The organism is Sphingomonas mangrovi, from assembly GCF_047975845.1.
Classification (GTDB): Bacteria; Pseudomonadota; Alphaproteobacteria; order Sphingomonadales; family Sphingomonadaceae; genus Sphingomonas.
In genome coordinates, this window is the sequence record NZ_JBIUCZ010000009.1 from 37,171 (window position 1) to 50,412 (window position 13,242).

Below are 13,242 nucleotides of genomic sequence, written 5' to 3' on the forward strand. Positions count from 1 at the left end.
TTGAGCGCTGTGCCCGCGTATCCGGGCAACAATGTAGGAGTTTGTTATGCGTTATGCCGCTCTCGGCCTGCTGGCCGCTTCCACCGCCTTCGCCGCCCCGGCGTTCGCGCAGGACGTCAACCCGACCTTCACCGGCCCGCGCGTCGGCATCGTCGGCGGCTATGACGGCGTCCGTCCCGGCAGCAGCGAGGATTCGGACATCGACGGCGACAACCAGACGGTCGACGGCTTCCTCTACGGTGTCGATGCCGGCTACGACGTCGCCCTGGGCGGCGCGCTGGTGGGCGTCGAGGCCGAGCTGACCGACTCGACCGGCAAGGTGAAGGCCAACCGCAGCGACCCGAACTACTTCGGCTATGGCCGCGTCAGCCCCGGCCGCGACATCTATCTGGGTGTCCGCGCGGGCGTGATGGCGACCCCGTCGACGCTGGTCTACGCCAAGGGCGGCTACACCAACGCCAAGCTCAACGTGGTGGGCTATGACGGCGACGTCGACGTCGACCAGAACTACGAGCTGGACGGCTACCGCATCGGTGCGGGCGTCGAGCAGGCGATCGGCACCAACACCTATGCCAAGCTCGAGTATCGCTACTCCAACTATTCCAGCGCCGACTTCCGCTTCGGCGACGGCACGGACAGCGGCAGCTTCGACGTCGACACCGATCGTCACCAGGTCGCCGTCGGCGTGGGCATGCGCTTCTAAGCGTTCTTCCGCCGGATAGCGTCGGCGGGATGCCCGTCGCGCCCGTCGCCCACGCGATCAATCGGAACAAGGAGGGTCGGAGCAGCTTGCTCCGGCCCTTTTTTGCGCGCTAGAGGTGGCGCGATGGACCAATCCCACCCCTTCGGGTGGCCAGGACGAGGGCGGGCGCCCGGGGGTTTGAGAAGATGAAGGCGACGATCGAACGCGCGACCCTGTTGAAGGGGCTGAGCCACGTCCAGTCCGTCGTCGAGCGGCGGAACACGATTCCCATCCTGTCGAACGTGCTGATCGAGGCGGCCGAGAGCGGCTCGATGCGGCTGATGGCGACCGACCTCGACCTGCAGATCGACGAGACGGTGGCGGCGGCGGTCGACCAGCCTGGCGCGATCACGGTGTCGGCGCACACGCTGTTCGACATCGCGCGCAAGCTTCCCGAGGGGGCGCAGGTGCAGCTGTCGGCCTCCGAAGGGCGGCTGACGATCGTGGCGGGGCGCGCGCGCTTCAACCTGGCGACGCTGCCGCGCGACGACTTCCCGGTGATCGCCGAGGGCGAGCTGCCGACCCAGTTCGAGCTGCCGGCGGAGATGCTCAAGCAGATCATCGACAAGACGCGCTTCGCGATCTCGACCGAGGAGACGCGCTACTATCTGAACGGCATCTTCCTGCACGTGGCGGAGGATTCGAACGGCGAGCCGGTGCTCAAGGCGGCGGCGACCGACGGCCACCGGCTGGCGCGCGTGACGCTGCCGCGCCCCGAGGGTGCCGAGAAGATGCCCGACGTGATCGTGCCGCGCAAATGCGTGGGCGAGCTGCGCAAGCTGCTCGACGAGGTCGACGGCTCGGTCGGCGTCTCGCTCTCGGGCTCGAAGATCCGCTTCGACCTGGGCCAGGCGATCCTGACCTCAAAGCTGATCGACGGCACCTTCCCCGATTATTCGCGCGTCATCCCGACCGCGAACGACAAGCTGCTCAAGCTCGATCCCAAGAGCTTCATGGAGGGCGTCGACCGCGTCTCCACCATCGCCACCGAAAAGACCCGTGCGGTCAAGATGGCGGTCGATCGCGACAAGATCACCCTGTCGGTGACCAGCCCGGAGAACGGCGCGGCGGCCGAGGAAGTGCCCGGCGACTACAGCTCGCTGCCGTTCGAGATCGGCTTCAACAGCCGCTACCTGCTCGACATCCTGGGCCAGATCGAGGGCGACCTTTGCGAAGTGCATCTGGCCGACGCCGCCGCACCGACGCTGATCCGCGAGAACGACAAGTCGCCCGCGCTTTACGTGCTGATGCCGATGCGGGTGTGACGGACGCCGGACCGGGAACGGTCCGGCGGCTAAGGCGGAAGCGGATCGTGGACGGTCTAGCTTGCGGCGGGAGGCGTCCGCTTCGTCGCAAGTCCGGCTGGCGCGACGACGCTGTCGCCGAGGATGATGGTCGTCGATCCTTTCGTTGCTTCTATCGCCTGCAGGAGTCGCAGGTTGGCCAACGCAGGATTGTCGCTGACGAGCCGGGCAGCGTTGCTCAGCACGCGAAGCGCGGCCTGCTCCCCCCGCGCCCGTTCGACCGCACTCTGCGCCTCCATTTTCGAGCGCTCGACGTCGGTGAACATCTTCCGGGTTTCCGGCGGCAGGTTCACGGCGGTCAGCAACACCTTGACGAAAACGGCACCGGGCACGGCGTTCTCGATCCGCGCATGGATGTCCGCCGTCAGAGCCGCGGGAGAGCCCAGAATCTCCGCCAGGGTGCGCGAACCTGAGGCGTCCAGCGCTGCCGCCGAAAGAGACGGCTGTACCGCCGGGTGAATCCCGGACGCTGCGAAAAGCCGATTCAACGGATCCACGTCGAAGGTCGCCTGAGATTCCGTGTAGGCGCGAGCATCCGTCACCGTGAGGATCGGCGACAGCGAAAGGCGGAAGGCGAACTGATCCTTCGAGAGGACCGTCACCTCCGGCAGGTTGATCGGCCGTTCGACCATCGAGACCTCGACTACCCTGGTGCGGTTCAACGGATCGAACCGCGTGTGGCGGCCGGGTGGCAACTCTCGTTGGAGCCGCCCGTCTCGGTAGAGCAGTCCCACCATCGGCGGATAGATTATCGTGACGGCACGCCCCAACCAGAGAGTCGCCGTCGCGACCGCCACGAGAATTGCGAACAGAAGAAGCGTTTCGGCCATCGATCACTCACTTTCCGGCGCCACGGCGCCGCGGCGGGAGCCCGAAGCTCGCAGAGCCACGACACGGTTGCCCGAGGGCTGGCGCCGGAAAGCTTTAGTTGGAGTGCTTCGCAGGCACTTGCTCCCGACAGCTAGGGCAGTTCTCATCTGTGCTGACCGCACCTTTCAGTGTCGCGTTCGAGAAGATGCCCCTGATGGGGAGTCGAACCCCGCAACCATGTCGGGCCCGCCCAGCCTGCGTGTCAAGCACCTCCTTCGATCTGGCTGATCTTCGGCAACGACTCCGAGCAACGCGACGGAGGGTGTCGCGGTGAAACGAGATTTGGCGCTGACCATCTGATATCTCGCCGTTGGCCGGCGAACGTTTCACTTGGTTTTGTCGGGTGCAATCTCGCATCATCGCGTAAGCGTCTCGCCCATCGCGTCCCCGCAGGTCCGGTACCATTCGGCATATGGCGTGTTGCGGACGAGGCGGCGGTTCAGGTCGCCGCTGCCGTCGTCCCACCAAACCGGGCCGCGCTCGCCCAGCGCGACCTTCGCCGCGTCGACCTGCGCGCGGGCTGCCGAGACTGCGGCGGCATCGTCGTCCTTTTGCGCGCGCCCGACCGCGCGGCGGGCGTCCATCAGCCGGTCGACCAGCGCCTGCCGCTCCGCTTCGGGGAGCGCGGGGTTGGCACGGCGCCACAGCCGGCCGCGCACGACGAGGTAGCGCCCGTCCGGCGTGATCGGCGGTGCGCTCACCGCCTCCGCCGCCAGAGCCACGCGCCGAGCGCCGCGACCCCGATCGCGGCGGCACCGGCCGCCGTGGCGGCTGCGGCGCGGCGCTGTTCGGGATGGCGCCGGCCGCCGTCGGTGCCGCTGGGCGCCGCGGGCGGGTCGAACAGCGTGCCGCGGGTATCCTCGCCGGGATCGGCCTTGGCCGACCAGCGCTCCATGAAGCCGTTCATCATCGCGGCGCCCAGGTTGGGTACGGCGAACTGGCCGAGCTTGAGCGCGAGCGCCGGGGCGCCGAGCACGGTCGTGGGGCGCGGCCGGCGGGCGAGCCGCACCACCGCCTTCGCCACCGTTTCCGGGGCGAGCGACCCCGGCGGCAGCGACAGCCGCGCGCCGGTGTAGTTGCCGGCATGGTCGATGCCGGGCGTGTCGACGAAGGTCGGGTAGACGTCGCAGACGTGGATGCCCGGCTTCTTCGACAGCTCGCCGCGCAGCGCCTCGCTGAACCCGCGCAAGCCGAACTTGCTCGCCGCATAGGCGGCGGCGAACGGCGTCGCGAAGAAGCCGCCGACCGAGATCATGTTGACCCAGGTGCCGCGGTCCTGCGCCAGGAAGATCGGCAGCACCGCATGCGCCTCGTTCATGTGGCTGACGAGGTTGGTCTCGATCACGCGCCGGTGGTCGGCGATCGGCACGTCGGCATATTTGCCGACCACCCCGGCACCGACGCAGCTGAACCACAGGTCGATCCCGCCGAGCCGGTCGCGGGCCGTCGCGGCGAAGTCGGCGACCGCGGCCGCGTCGGTGACGTCGACCGCCAGCACCTCGGCGCTGCCGCCGGCGCCGCGGCAGCGCTGGGCGGTGTCCTCCAAACCCGCCTCGCCGCGGGCGCCCAGCACCAGCCGGGCGCCCTGCCGGGCGAAGGCGATGGCGGTCGCGGCGCCGATGCCGCTCGAAGCGCCGGTGACGACGACGCGCAGGGCACGGCGGGTCATCGGCCGATCGCCTCCTTCACCTTGTCCGCCGCCTTGGCAAGCAGCCCCTTTTCGGCCTCCTCGGCCTCGGCCTTGGTCTTGAAGGCCGCGCCTTCGGGTTCGGCGGGGGGCGCATAAACCGAGAAGAGCTTGAGCGCGCCGGTTCCCTTGTTGACGATGTTGTGCTCGGCGCCTTTGGGCACCACGACGAGGTGGTTGGGACCGGCCTTGGTCGAATGGCCGTCCACCACGACCCGCGCCTCGCCCGAGACGATGAAGGTGGTCTGGTCCGCCGGGTGCGTCTCCAGGCCGATCTCCTCGCCGGCGGGGATGCTCATCAGCACGATCTGGACCTTGGGGTCGCGATAGACCTCCTTCTGCCAGAGCGTGTTCTTGCCCGCCAGTTCGACCATGTCCTTGTTGAAGATCGCCACGTCCTGCTCCTGCCGCCATTGCTGGAACCCGGACGAACGAAGGGCGGCAGGCGTTCCGCTTCGGCTGCGCTTTGCGGCGACCGCGCGGGGCTAGGCGGGCCCCATGCGCGCGCGGAACAGCTGGCCGCCCTCGATGACGTAGACGAGGACGAGCGCGCCGATGCCGATGCCCAGATAGCCGATCGCCAGCGGCAGCGTGGTTCCGGCATAGGACTGGCCGATCGCCGAGCCGACCAGCACCGCGCCGATGCTGGTGACGAAGCCCTGCACCGACGAGGCGGTGCCCGCGATGTGCCCGACCGGCTCCATCGCCATCGCGCCGAAGTTGGAGCCGCACAGGCCGATGCAGGTCATGCTCAGCGCCTGGAAGACGATGTAGCTCGCCAGCGTCTCCCGCCCGGCCAGGATGATCGCCAGGTGGACGACCGACAGCGCGATCAATGCGAGCACCGCCGATTGCGAGATCAGCCGCGTCCCCAGCCGCTCGACCAGCCGGCTGTTCGCGAACGAGGCCAGTCCCATCGCCCCGGCGCAGATCGCGAACAGCAGCGTGAAGCGATCACCGGCGCCGAATTCGTCGACGAAGATCTGCTGCGCGGACGAGACGAAGGCGATGATGCCGCCGAAGGTCATCGATGCCGCCACCGCATAGCCGATCGAATAGCGGTTGGTGAGCGTGAGGCCATAGCTCTGCCGCAGCGTCGCGAGCGAGATCGGCCGGCGTCGCGCGACGGGAAGCGTCTCGGGCACGCGGACCAGCGTCCAGGCGAGCACGATGCTGGCGAAGCCGCCCAGCGCGTAGAAGATGAACCGCCACGGCCCGAAGGCGAGCAGCGCCTGGCCCAGCGTCGGCGCCAGGATGGGGACGATGAAGAAGATCATCTGTGCCACCGACATGGTGCGCGCCATCTGCCGGCCGGAGGCGCCGTCGCGGACGATCGCCACCGCCAGCACCCGGGTCGAGGCCGACATCAGCCCCTGCAGCAGCCGCGCGCCGAGCAGCGCGGCGAAGGTGGCGGCGCTCGCCGCGAAGATGCTGGCGGCGACGAATCCGGCGAGCGTGCCGATCAGCACCGGCCGGCGACCGAAGCGATCGGCGAGCGGACCGTAGACCAGCTGGCCGGTCGCGAAGCCGAGCATGTAGACGGTCACCACCCATTGGCGGTGGTTCGCCTCGACCACGCGCAGCTCGCGGCCGATGTCGGCCAGCGCCGGCAGCATCAGGTCGACGCCGAGCGCGTTCACCGCCATCACGGCGGCGATGAACGCGACGAACTCGCGCGGGTGCATGCCGGAGGGTGCGGGATGAGCGGTCATGCCCCGCCTATCGGCGACCCGTGCCCGCATCACAAGCCGACAGCGCCCGTCGCGGCAAAGACGTAGCGTCATCCGCCGCATCGCGGGGCCCCCTCACGCAGCCGGCGCGGTGCCGGTTTCGGGATCGAAGGCGGGGTGCGACGGATCCTGCGGGCGCCGCTCGCCCTTGCCCGGCGCGGCGCTTTCCTTCCACGCGCGCGTCAGCAGGTCGCGCAGCATCGCCGCACCCGCGGCGGCGCGCTTGTGGACGAAGGCGCGGCCCTCGACGTCGGCGGGGTCGGCGAGGGCGCCCCGCTTGTCGAGGACGAAGATCGTCTCGACGTCGCGCGCGCTGCTCCCGAGGAAGTCGAGCACGGCGTCGAACAGGTCGCCGCTCTGATGCTCCGGCGCGCCGATGCGGCCGATCAGGTCGGCCGGCGTCAGCCCGATCGCCTCGACATAGTCCGATTCGAAGCGGCCGTGGATCGATCCGTCCCGGGCATAGCCCTTGGGATTCGCGCCGAACCAGCCTTCGCAATGGATGCTGGCGTGGTGGGGCTGCGCGCCGTCGCCGATGTAGTGCGCCATGCGCGCGACGTCGAAGGCGAGGCTCTGCTCGACATGCGCGGTCGGTTCGCCGCGGGCCTGTTTCGCGCGCAGCGTCCGCATGCCCGCGACCAGCCGGCCATAGCCTTCCATCACCGCGAAGGGCAGCGTGCCCGTCCAGCGCACGTTGAGCCGCTCCGCCGCCTTGGCATCGCGCTTCGCGACGCGCAGATGCTCGCGGTAGAGCGCCAGGACGAAGGCGTAGCGCGAGCGCGGCACGGGGTTCAGGAAGGCGAGCCGCTCGACGAACCAGGTGTGGTTCGGGTCCTCCTCGATCTTGGAGAAGGGCTCGGACGAGCCGCGCCAGCCGTCGGGCATCGTCGCGGATTCGCCGATATAGTCGGCGTAGCGCTGGAGGAAGCGGGGGCCGTCGGCGGGGAGCGTCGCCAGCGCGGCGCGATCGATCGCCTCATGCCCGCGCTGCCCCCAGGCGAACGCCGGCTGCGGAATTGCCAGCGCCAGCAGGGAGAGGCCCAGCAGCATCGTCGTGCGCATCATCATCGATTTGCTTGGGGAGAAGGGGCTCCGGCGGCGCGGCCGCCGGAGCCCGATCGATCAGAAGTTGAACGACACGCCGACATAGGCGCGGCGCCCGGTGTAGCCGCCGTAGGAGAAGCGATCCTTGGTGTCGTTGCCGACGTGGCGGCGCTCCTCCGACTTGGTGAGGTTGATCACCGACGCGGTCAGCATCAGCCCCTCCATCAGTTCATAGGAGGCGTTGAGGTCGATCTGCTCATAGGGATCGGTGTAGACGTTCATCCCCGATTCCAGCCCGCCGACCACTTCGCCGCGGCGGTTGTACGAGCCGCGCAGCAGCAGCCGGTCGTTCTCGTAGAAGATCGAGGCGTTGACCTGCGTCTTGGCGCTGCCGACCAGCGCGGAGCTGCCGACCTTCTCGCCATCGAGGGTGATCGTCGCGGTCGAGGTGTCGTTGTAGGTGAAGTTCACCTGCGCCCCGAGCCCGAAGGGCAGCGTGTGCTGGGCGTAGAGCTCGACGCCCTGCGACACCGCGCTCGATCCGTTGGCGATGGTGGAATAGGGCTGGATCAGCTCCTGCTTGCCGTTCACCTCGCGCGTCACGTCGAGCACCAGCGGCACGATGAAGTCGGACACGTCCTTGCGGAACAGCGTCGCGCCGATCACCGACCCGCGCTGGATATACCATTCGAGGCCGAGGTCGTACTGCCAGGCGGAGAAGGGGTTGAGCTCGCCGTTGCCGCCGCTGCCCGACCAGCCTTCGAACTCGCCGAACTGGTCGCGATCGAACGCATAGGCCGCCGAGCGATAGGTCAGCGAGCGCGCGCGGCCGAGGTCGGAGATCGACGGGCGTGCGATCACCTTGGCGACCGCGCCGCGCAGCAGCAGGTCGGGGGTGATCTCGTAGGAGGCGTTCAGGCTGGGGAGCCAGTTGGTGTACTGCTTCTCCTCGTCGAGGCGGATGTTGACGATCGTCTCGCGCTCGTTGAGCGGGCGCACCTGGCAATTGCCGTCCGGGCCGATCGGCCGCTTGGGATCGAACGCGCCGCCGGGCCCGTCGACGCAATAGTCGTTGAGGAACTGAAGCCGGTCCGAGGTGACGCCCGACTGCTTGGTGCTGACCACGCGCAGGCCCAGGTTGCCGCGGAACCCGCCGCTCTCGAAGTTGAGCTGGGCGTAGCCGGCCCAGACCCGCTCGCGGATGTCGTAGACGTTATTCGGCTCGTCGACGCGCACCGAAGGACCGTAGGTCGTGTTGATGTAGTCGAGGTAGCGTTCGAAATCGATGCCGGGGAACAGGTTCGCGTCGAAGCCGCCGCCGATGTTGCCCATCGGCTGGTCGTAGAAGAACTCCGGCCGGGCGACCGCGCCGCCCGGTGTGTCCTGATAGCGGCGCAGCGTCGCCGGATCGGCATACCATTCGTTGCGTCCGGTCTCGCGGTGCACCGCCAGCTCGCGCCACTTGCCGCCGAACTGGATCGACGTGAGCAGGCTGTCGTCGAAGCTGCGCGTCAGGTCGAGCTGGACGTAGCGCTGGCCGATCTCGCTGTTGGTGAAGCTGGAGTTGGTGCCGCCGACGTCGATCTGGGCGATGCCGTTCCGGATGTTGTCCTGAAGCTCCGGCGAGAACTCGACGTTCAGCCCGCCGCGGGTGAAGTCCCACTTGCTCAGGAAGTTGCCGTTGCGCTCCTGGCCGGGGATGGTCAGGCGCGGCTTGGCGGCGACGTTGAAGCGCATCGACGGGCCGCCCACGGCCTTGGTCTTGCCGACCTTCACGACGGCGGCGAAGCGGTCCTGCTCGTAGCGCGCCTCGGTTTCGAAGGTGGTCGAGCGCTGCTTTTCGCGGCTGTACTGGCCGGTGAGGCGCGGCGTCTCCATCGTGCAGGGCGGCGTGTTGGCGAGGCAGCCGGTGCCTGCTGTCGGCACCGTGAAGGTCGCCGAGCGCATCACCGTGCCGCTCTCGTCGAAGATCGCGTCGCTAAAGAACTTGCCATAGCCCCATTCGGGGATGGTCAGCTGGTTGTGGATAAAGTCGCTGCTGTATTCGAAGCGGAAGAAGTTGCTGGTGACCGTCAGATTGTCGAACGGACGCATCTGCGCGGTCGCCTGAATGCCGTAGCGCTCGCGCTCCTGGTTGAAGATCTCCGCGCGCACCGATTGCGGTGCCCAATAGCCCGAATAATGCGTGCCATCGATCGTGCTCTGGCCGCCGCCGGTCCAGTAGGAAACGGCCGCGTCGTTGTCGTACGGATTGCCGTTCACGTCGGTGGCGGGCGTGACGACCTTGCCCGCCGCGTCGCGGTCGCTCCACCAGCGCCAGGTGCCGGCGGTGGCGCGCATCTCGCGGTTGGTGCGCTTCTGGTAGACGCCGCCGACGAGCACGCCGAACGTCTCCTCGTCGTTCTTCCACGAGATCTGGCCGCCGACCTGCGGTTCGACCTTCTCCGTGGTGTCGGCATAGGTGCCCTCGGCCGACAGGAAGCCGGACAGCGACGGCACGTCGAACGGACGGCGCGTGTTGAGGATGATGGTGCCGCCGACGCCGCCTTCCTCCAGCCGCGCCTCGGACGACTTGTAGACTTCGGTGCTGGCGATGAAGTTCGACGGCAGCATCACATAGTTGAACGAGCGCTGCGGATCGCCACTGTCGGCACCGGCGAGGAAGTTGCCGTTGAGCAGCGTCTGGGTCAGGCCCGGCTGGAGCCCGCGGATGCTGACCCGGCTGCCCTCGCCGCCGTCGCGGGTGATGACCACGCCGGGCACGCGCTGGAGCGCGTCGGCGACGTTCTTGTCGGGGAACTTGCCGATGTCCTCGGCGGTGATGACGTCGACGAAGGCGTTGGCCGAGCGCTTCTGCTCGAGGCTTTCCTCGATCGAGCGGCGGTAGCCGGTGACGACGATTGCGTCGTCCCCGCCTGCCGGTTCCTCTGCGGTCACGGGCGCCTCGGGCGCCGTCGCTTCCTGGGCTTGGGCGCTGCCGGCGGCGGCGGCGTAGAGCCCGGCGGTGGCGAGCAGGCAGCACTTCAGGCGGCGCGACACGGCGCCGTGTTCAACCTTCGACATGACAATCCCCCATGTGGCGGTCGCACCGCCAGATCCGATGTCGCGGGGGTCATCCAAGAAGACGCCGCCCCGAAGACGCGGCGCCTCTCGCCATTGGAAAACAAGTTGTCAAATGTAATATTAATGCAAAGAACGATGCAATAAACTTGTCATGTTTCCCTAAGCTTTGGAGTTGCTACGGCAATTTGTCTGTGCTTGCAGCGCGCGCCGCCTGTTCTGCCGCCGTCCAAAAAATCGTGAGTCCCGCCGTCGAGCCAAGAAAAGCGCCTCAGGCCCGAACGTCGCCGGCGATCGGGGACTCGTCGAAATCGGCCAGAAGCGCCGCGACGTCGTCGTAGATCGCGACCGCGCCCGCGTCGCGCAGCACCGCATCGGGGAAGCCGCCCGAGCGGACGGCGACGGTGGCGATGCCGCATTTGGCCGCCGCCTCGACGTCGTAGGGCGTGTCGCCGACCACCAGCACCTCGTCGGCCGACAGCGGGGCCAGCTTGCGGAGCGCGGCGGCAAAGATGTCGGGGGCGGGCTTGGTGTTCTCCACATCGTCGGCGCTGGTGGTGGCCGAGACGAGATCGTGCGCGTCGAGCAGGTCGAGATAATGGTCGAGCTCGCTCGCCGATGCGGAGGACGCGAGCACCACCGCGCGGCCCGACTCCCGGGTGCGGGCGAGGAGGTCGCGGGCGCCGGGGAAGGGCGCGACCTGGTCGAGGAACCGCGCCTTGAACACCGCGCCGCAGCGCTCGCCGAGCGCGCGGCAGGTGTCGGCGTCGGCGGTGGGGAGCAGCGACGGGATCAGCATGTCCGCGCCCTTGCCGATGTGGCCGCGGATGGTGTCGCGATCGAGGCGGACGTCGGCGCCCGCGAACGCCTCCTCCCACGCGATCACATGCAGGTCGTTGCTGTCGACGAGCGTTCCGTCGATGTCGAAGAGCACGGCGCGTATGGCCAAGGGCGAAGGTCCTTTTGCTGGGGCGGATGCCGGGTGCAACGCATGGCGGCGCGATTGGCCCCTCCGACGCCACGGCCGGTTAGCAAGCGCGGCGATCCCGATGTACAGCGCCGCCATGATCCGGATCACCGACCTGAAACTGCCGCTCCACCACGCCGACGAGGCGCTGCCGGCGGCGATCGTCAAACGGCTGCGCATCACGCCGCGCGACCTGATCCGCTATTCGGTGGCGCGGCGCGGGCACGACGCGCGCGACCACAGCCGCATCGAGCTGGTCTATTCGCTCGACGTCGCGGTGAAGAACGAATCCGCCGTGCTCGCGCGGTTCCGGCGCGACCGCGACGTCGGGCAGACCCCCGACACCCGCTATCGCGCCGTCGCGACCGCTCCGGCGGACGCGTCGCGCCCCGTCGTGATCGGCGCAGGGCCGTGCGGGCTGTTCGCCGCGCTGATCCTCGCCCAGGCGGGGTTCCGCCCGATCGTGCTCGAACGCGGCAAGGTGGTGCGCGAGCGGACCAAGGATACCTGGGGGCTGTGGCGGCGCAGCGTCCTCGACCCCGAATCCAACGTCCAGTTCGGCGAGGGCGGCGCCGGCACCTTTTCCGACGGCAAGCTCTACAGCCGCATCAAGGACCCGCGCCACCTCAACCGCAAGGTGCTGACCGAGTTCGTGAAGGCCGGCGCCCCGCCCGAGATCCTCACCGAGGCGCATCCCCATATCGGCACCTTCCGGCTGGTGACGATGGTCGAGAGCATGCGCGCGACGATCGAGGAACTGGGCGGCGAATACCGCTTCTCGACCCGCGTCGACGGGCTCGACGTCGCCACCGACGGCAGCGGCGAGCGGCGGATCCGCGGGCTGCATCTGAACGGGGGCGGCTATCTCGCCGCCGACCATGTCGTGCTCGCAGTCGGGCACAGCGCGCGCGACACCTTCGCGATGCTGCACGAGGCCGGCGTGCAGGCAGAGGCCAAGCCCTTCTCGATCGGCGTGCGGATCGAGCATCCGCAGTCGTGGATCGACCGCGCGCGGTTCGGCCAGGATGCCGGCAACCCCATCCTGGGTGCCGCCGAATACCACATCTCGCACCACTGCTCGAACGGGCGCACCGTCTACAGCTTCTGCATGTGCCCCGGCGGCACGGTGGTGGCCGCCACGTCCGAGGAGGGCCGCGTCGCGACCAACGGCATGAGCCAATATTCGCGCAACGAGCGTAACGCGAACTCGGGCTTCGTCGTCGCGATCGATCCGGCGCGCGATTTCCCCGGCGATCCGCTCGCCGGGCTCGCGCTCCAGCGCCACTGGGAGGAACGCGCCTTCGTCGCCGGCGGATCGAACTACAAGGCGCCGGCGCAGCGGCTGGGCGATTTCCTCGCCAGGCGCCCCTCGACCACGCTCGGATCGGTGGTGCCGTCCTATCGCCCCGGCGTGCAGCCGACCGACCTGGCCGAGTGCCTGCCCGACTTCGCGGTGGCGGCGATGCGCGAGGCGCTGCCGGTCTTCGGCCGCCAGATCCGCGGCTACGACCATCCCGACGTGGTGATGACCGGGGTCGAGACCCGCACCTCCTCCCCGGTGCGCTTCCCGCGCGGCGAGGACCTGCAGAGCGTCAACACCGTCGGGCTGTTCCCCGCGGGCGAGGGTGCGGGCTATGCCGGCGGCATCCTGTCGGCGGCGGTCGACGGCATCAAGGTCGCCGAGGCGGTGGCGCACAGCATCGTCGCCGGCGGCTGAAACGCCCCGGTCGCGGCGACGCGCAGGCGGGGACGTTCCCCAACGCCTGTTCGCCGTCCGCGGCAACTCCGGTGCAGCCCCTAGGTCGGTCCCCCAAATTCCGGTCGCCCCCGCCCGGGCC

At 68.9% G+C, this 13,242-nt stretch carries 11 protein-coding genes; 3 read left to right on the plus strand and 8 right to left on the minus strand.

Annotated elements, in window-relative coordinates; genetic code table 11:
- Positions 1-46 precede the first annotated feature (46 nt).
- Both ACBY01_RS06520 and dnaN read left to right on the plus strand, forming a co-directional pair.
- A complete protein-coding gene (locus ACBY01_RS06520) occupies positions 47-703 on the plus strand; it encodes an outer membrane protein (RefSeq protein ID WP_416459981.1) in 657 nt (218 codons plus the stop codon).
- Positions 704-888: 185 nt separating this feature from the next.
- On the plus strand, positions 889-2,007 hold the full coding sequence (dnaN, locus tag ACBY01_RS06525; protein WP_416459982.1) for a DNA polymerase III subunit beta: 1,119 nt from the start codon (positions 889-891) through the stop codon (positions 2,005-2,007).
- A 56-nt stretch (positions 2,008-2,063) separates the two neighbouring features.
- On the opposite strand, the gene ACBY01_RS06530 is transcribed toward dnaN, so the two are convergent.
- From ACBY01_RS06530 to ACBY01_RS06565, 8 genes are all read right to left on the minus strand, one after another.
- On the minus strand, positions 2,064-2,876 hold the full coding sequence (locus tag ACBY01_RS06530) for an SPFH domain-containing protein (protein ID WP_416459983.1): 813 nt from the start codon (positions 2,874-2,876) through the stop codon (positions 2,064-2,066).
- A 396-nt stretch (positions 2,877-3,272) separates the two neighbouring features.
- A complete protein-coding gene (locus ACBY01_RS06535) occupies positions 3,273-3,617 on the minus strand; it encodes a hypothetical protein (protein WP_416459984.1) in 345 nt (114 codons plus the stop codon).
- The gene (locus ACBY01_RS06540; protein ID WP_416459985.1) at positions 3,614-4,585 is read right to left on the minus strand and encodes an SDR family oxidoreductase; all 972 of its coding nucleotides are present in this window, start codon (positions 4,583-4,585) and stop codon (positions 3,614-3,616) included. The genes ACBY01_RS06535 and ACBY01_RS06540 overlap by 4 nt, the downstream gene beginning before the upstream one ends.
- Positions 4,582-4,998 carry a cupin domain-containing protein gene (locus tag ACBY01_RS06545; RefSeq protein WP_416459986.1) on the minus strand — a complete coding sequence of 139 codons (417 nt, stop codon included), beginning with the start codon at positions 4,996-4,998 and terminating at the stop codon, positions 4,582-4,584. The genes ACBY01_RS06540 and ACBY01_RS06545 overlap by 4 nt, the downstream gene beginning before the upstream one ends.
- A 90-nt stretch (positions 4,999-5,088) precedes the next feature.
- Positions 5,089-6,315, minus strand: coding sequence for a multidrug effflux MFS transporter (locus ACBY01_RS06550; protein ID WP_416459988.1), 1,227 nt, complete (start codon positions 6,313-6,315; stop codon positions 5,089-5,091).
- A 93-nt stretch (positions 6,316-6,408) separates the two neighbouring features.
- Positions 6,409-7,401, minus strand: coding sequence for a phospholipase C/P1 nuclease family protein (locus ACBY01_RS06555; RefSeq protein ID WP_416459990.1), 993 nt, complete (start codon positions 7,399-7,401; stop codon positions 6,409-6,411).
- 54 nt (positions 7,402-7,455) lie between these two features.
- Positions 7,456-10,440, minus strand: coding sequence for a TonB-dependent receptor (locus ACBY01_RS06560; protein ID WP_416459991.1), 2,985 nt, complete (start codon positions 10,438-10,440; stop codon positions 7,456-7,458).
- Positions 10,441-10,708: 268 nt separating this feature from the next.
- Positions 10,709-11,386 (minus strand): HAD family hydrolase, encoded by a 678-nt coding sequence (locus ACBY01_RS06565; protein WP_416459993.1) that lies wholly within the window; start codon positions 11,384-11,386, stop codon positions 10,709-10,711.
- Between the two features lie 115 nt (positions 11,387-11,501).
- Between ACBY01_RS06565 and ACBY01_RS06570 the strand changes: the two genes are divergently transcribed.
- Positions 11,502-13,121 (plus strand): NAD(P)/FAD-dependent oxidoreductase, encoded by a 1,620-nt coding sequence (locus ACBY01_RS06570; protein WP_416459994.1) that lies wholly within the window; start codon positions 11,502-11,504, stop codon positions 13,119-13,121.
- The last annotated feature ends 121 nt before the right edge of the window (positions 13,122-13,242 follow it).